Origin of the sequence: Mesorhizobium sp. M2A.F.Ca.ET.067.02.1.1 (assembly GCF_004023285.1) — a bacterium.
In the GTDB taxonomy this organism is placed as follows: Bacteria; Pseudomonadota; Alphaproteobacteria; order Rhizobiales; family Rhizobiaceae; genus Mesorhizobium.
Map to the genome: position 1 here is coordinate 1 of NZ_RZSB01000485.1, position 4,629 is coordinate 4,629.

Genomic DNA, 4,629 nt, shown 5'->3' on the forward strand with positions numbered 1-4,629 from the left:
GTGTAGCTTTCGGCGCCGATCTCGACCTTGGCGACATCGTTCAGCCGCACCAGCGAGCCGTCGGTATTGCTCTTCAGGATGATGTTGCGGAACTGCTCGGCGGTCTGCAGCCGGCTCTTCGCCGTGACGGTGGCGTTGAGCTGTTGGCCCTTGCGCGCCGGCAACCCGCCGAGCTGGCCGGCCGAGACCTGCGTGTTCTGCGCCTCGACGGCCGCGGCGACATCGCTCGGCATCAGCGAATATTGCGCTAGTTTGTCCGGGTCGAGCCAGATGCGCATGGCATAGCCGGAGCCGAAAAGCTGCGTCGAGCCGACACCTTCGACGCGCTTCAGCGTGTCGTTGATCGTTGAGTCGACATAGTCCGCGAGGTCGGTCGAGTTCATCTTGCCGTCGCTGGAGACGAAGCCGATGACCATCAGGAAGCCGGTCGAGGATTTGGAGACGGTGATGCCGTTGTTCTGGACGACCTGCGGCAGCTGCGACTGCACGAGCTGCAGCTTGTTCTGCGTCTGCACCTGGGCGGTGTCCGCGTTGGCGCCGCTGGTGAAGGTCAGCGTGATCGAGGCCTGTCCGGTCGAGGTCGACGTCGCCGTCATGTAATCGAGGTTGTCGATGCCGGTCATGCCCTGCTCGATGACCTTGGTCACCGAGTTCTCGACGGTCTGGGCATCGGCGCCGGGATAGCTGGCGCTGATGTTGACCGTGGTTGGGGCGATCTGCGGGTATTGCGAGATCGGTAGCGACTGCAGCGCCAAGAGGCCGCCCAGCATGATCACGATGGCGATCACCCAGGCGAAGATCGGCCGGTTGATGAAGAATCCCGACATCGCTTCAGTTCCCGGTTGCGCCAGAGGCCGGCTGCTTGGCGGCACCGGCGGCATTGCCGCCGGCGGCGGTGGCCGAGGCGGAGCTCTGCTCGCGGTCCTTGATCTCGCCGGTCGTTTCGTCGATCGTCACTTCGACCGCTGTCGCGTCGCCGCCGGCGCGCGCCAGCTGCAGGCCCTCGACGATGACGCGGTCGCCGTCGCCGACGCCGGAATCCACCAGCCAATTGTTGCCGACGCTGTTGCGCACGCTGAGCACGCGCTGCTCGACCTTGCCCTGGGCATTGACGACCATGGCCGTCGCCTGGCCCTTGGGGTCGCGGGTGACGCCGCGCTGCGGCACCAGGAAGCTGTTTTGGGCGACGCCTTCCTCGACGATGGCGCGCACATACATGCCAGGCAAGAGCAGCCGGTCGGGATTGGGAAACTGGGCTCTGAGCGCGAAGGTGCCGGTCGACTGGTCGACATTGGCGCCGGCGAACTCCAGCTTGCCGTTCTGCGCGTAGATGGTGCCGTTGTCGAGCTTCAGCTTGACGCTGACATTGGTCCCGCTGAACTTCAGCCGGCCTTCGTTGATCGCCTGTCGCAGATTGAGCAGGTTGGTGCTGGACTGCGTGACGTCGACATTGATCGGATCGAGCGAGCGAATGGTGGTCAGCACCGTTTCCTGGTTGGCCGTGACCAATGCTCCCGGCGTCAATGTCGATTTGTCGATGCGGCCGGCGATCGGCGCGGTGATCGAGGTGCGGTCAAGGCTGATCTTCGCGGTTTCGACGCTGGCCTTGGCCGCTGCGACGTCGGCCTGCGCCTGCGCCAGCGTCGCGGCGGCATCATCGTAATCCTGCTTCGAGACGACGTTCTGCTTCAGCAGCCCGGCATAGCGGTCGAACTTGGCCTGGGCGGTGGGCACGGCGGCTTCAGCCTTCTGCTGCGTCGCGACGGCGCTGTCATAGGCGGCCTGATAGCTCGCCGGGTCGATGAGGTAGAGCGGCTGCCCCGCCACCACCTCCGCGCCTTCCTGGAACAGCCGCTGTCGGATGATGCCGTCGACCTGCGGGCGCACCTCGGCGATGAGCGAGGCGGCCGTTCGTCCCGGCAGCTCGGCGGTGATCGCGACCGATTGCGGATGCAGCGTCACGACGCCGACCTCGGGCCTGCCGGCACCCCCCATGCCGGCCGGCACCTGGCTCTTCTCCTGCGAGCAGGCTGCCAACAGAAGCGTGGCGTACAGGAATCCCGCCCAGGGAGACAGGCGGCGTAGCCTTGCCGGCGATGGAGAACGATCAGGTTGGGTATGCATTGGCTGGATTTTTCCCTGGAGTTGTGGTCCTCGCCCGGCCGTCCGCGCCGGGCTGTTCGACCAACAGCTTGCCGAGGTGACGGGCGAGGAAATGCTGGATGTCGTCCATGAAGGTATAAACGACCGGCACGTAGACGAGGCTGAGTACGGTCGAGGAGATGAGCCCGCCGATCACGGCGATCGCCATCGGCGCACGCGTCTCGGCGTCGGCGCCGATGCCAAGCGCGATCGGCAGCATGCCGGCGCCCATGGCGATCGATGTCATGACGATGGGCCTGGCCCGCTTGCGTGCGGCGTCGAGCAGTGCCTCGAAGCGGCTCATGCCGTGCTCCTTCTCGGCGACCAGGGCATATTCGACAAGCAGGATCGAGTTCTTGGCCGCGATGCCCATCAGCATGAGTATGCCGATCAACGGCGAGATGCCAAGCGCCTTGCCGGTAATGAGCAGGAAGCCCAGCGCGCCGCCGACCGAGAGCGGCAACGCGACCAGGATGGTCACCGGCTGCACGAAGCTGCGGAAGAGCAACACCAGCGTCAGGTACATCAGGATGATGCCCGCGGCGATTGCGGTCGCGAAGCCGGAAAAAAGCTCCTGCATGCGTTGGGCATCGCCGCGCGCCAGTTCATGCACGCTGGCCGGAAGGTTGCGCATCGCGGGCAGGGCGCGGATGGCTTCGGTCGCCTGGCCGAGCGTCAGGCCGGAAAGATCGGCCTCGATCGTGGCGCTGCGGCTTCTGTCGACACGCGTGATGCTGTTTGGGCCGGCGTTGAAGCCGATATCGGCGACTGCGCCAAGCGGAACCACGCCCTTGGCGCCGGTCAGCGGCAGCATGGCGAGCTTTGCCGGATCGTCGATGGCGCCGTCGGGCACGGTGACGATGATCGAGACCTGACGGTCGCCGAGATTGAATTTCGCCAGGCTGGTGTCGGTGTCGCCGATGGTGGCGATCTTGACCGTCGCTGCGATCTCGGTCGGCGTGACGCCAAGCTCGGCCGCCTTGGCGCTGTCGGGGCGTACGATGAGCTCGGGTTTGGTGGTGGCCGCGGTCGACGTCGGATTGATCAGCCCGGGAACCGATTTCATTGCGTCGATCAGTGCATCGCTGGCCTTTTCGAGGGCTTCGCCATCGTCGCCGACCAGCGTGATCGACACCTTGGCGCCGGAGAAGCCGTCGGCGCCGAACTGCATGCGGGCGCCGGGAATGCCGTTTAGCTTCGGCGAGGCCTCGGCCTCGAATTGCTGCTGGCTCATCGTCCGCTCGGCGCGCGGCTTCAGGTTGACCGTGACGGTCGCCGTCCGCACTTCGGCCGAGCTCGAGCTTTGGTTAGGTCCGCCGCCCGAAGACGCAGCCGTGCCAATGGTCGCAAACACGCTGTCAACGGCCGGCTCCTTCTCCAGTCCTCTGGTGATGTCCTGCACCACCGCCGTGGTCTGCTCGATGGTGGAGCCGGGCTGCAGCTCGACCGAGATCATCGAGCGACCGCGGTCGGCCGCCGCCATGAACTCGGTCGGCAGCTGGGTCGCCAGCAGCATCGAACCGGCGAAAAAGGCAATACCGGCCAGCAATGTGATCCAGCGGTAATCGAGCGCCTTGCGCAGCAGCCACAGATAAGTCGGCACCCAGGCAGGCGTATCGTCCTCGTCATGGCCACCGGCGCGCACCAGATAGGCGCCCATCAGCGGGGTAAGCATGCGCGCCATCAAGAGCGAGAACAGCACCGAAACGCAGACGGCGACTGCGAACGAGAAGAAGAACTTGCCGGGAATGCCGGGCATGAAGGCGACGGGCAGGAACACGGCGACGATGGTGGCGGTGGTCGCCACCACGGCGAGGCCGATCTCGTCCGCCGCTTCGATCGCCGCCTGGTAGGCGCTGAGGCCGGTCTGGCGCATATGGCGCACAATGTTCTCGATCTCGACGATGGCGTCATCGACAAGGATGCCGACGACCAGCGACAGCGCCAGCAGGGTGATGTTGTTGAGCGAGATGTCGAAGGCCGCCATCACCGCGAAGGTCGGGATCAGCGACAGCGGCATCGCCACCGCCGACACCAGCGTCGCCCTGATATCGCGCAGGAACAGCCAGACCACGCCGATGGCGAGCAGGGCGCCGAGCCACAAGGCTTCGAAGGCGGCGTCGTAGCTTTCCTGGACGAAGCCTGACGAGGAGGTGACTTCGGTGAATTTTGCCGCCCTGGTCTTGGCGCCCATGTCGGCGATGGCGGCGCGGGCGGCCTTGACCACGTCGATCTCGCTCGAGCCCACCGATCTGTAGACATTGAAGGCGACGACCCGCCGGCCGTCGAGATAGGCCGCCTGGCGCGGCTTTTCCCAGCTGTCGACGACGGTGCCGAGGTCGGACAGCTTGACGTCGCCGGCGCCGCTCAGCGCGATGCGGGTATCGGCCAGCACCTCGACGGTCGTTGCGCTGGCGAGCGTGCGCACCGACTGCTCCTGGCCGCCGATATTGGCGCGGCCGCCGGGCTGGTTGACGTTGTTGGAGG

Annotated in this window: 3 protein-coding genes; all 3 read right to left on the bottom strand. The window is 65.9% G+C overall.

Annotation, left to right across the window (positions count from 1 at the left end; translation table 11 throughout):
* A partial coding sequence (locus tag EOA28_RS25680) for an efflux RND transporter permease subunit (protein ID WP_189342186.1) occupies positions 1–827 on the bottom strand: 827 nt, incomplete at its 3' end.
* A gap of 4 nt (positions 828–831) precedes the next feature.
* Complete coding sequence (locus tag EOA28_RS25685) at positions 832–2,124, bottom strand: efflux RND transporter periplasmic adaptor subunit (RefSeq protein WP_127251161.1); 1,293 nt, start codon at positions 2,122–2,124, stop codon at positions 832–834.
* On the bottom strand, positions 2,108–4,629 hold a 2,522-nt coding region (locus tag EOA28_RS25690), incomplete at its 5' end, for an efflux RND transporter permease subunit (protein WP_245501594.1). The genes EOA28_RS25685 and EOA28_RS25690, both read right to left, overlap by 17 nt.

Excerpts from the sequence above, each read along its gene's own strand:
- EOA28_RS25685 (WP_127251161.1), bottom strand. The coding sequence starts at position 2,124 with ATGCATACCCAACCTGATCGTTCTCCATCGCCGGCAAGGCTACGCCGC.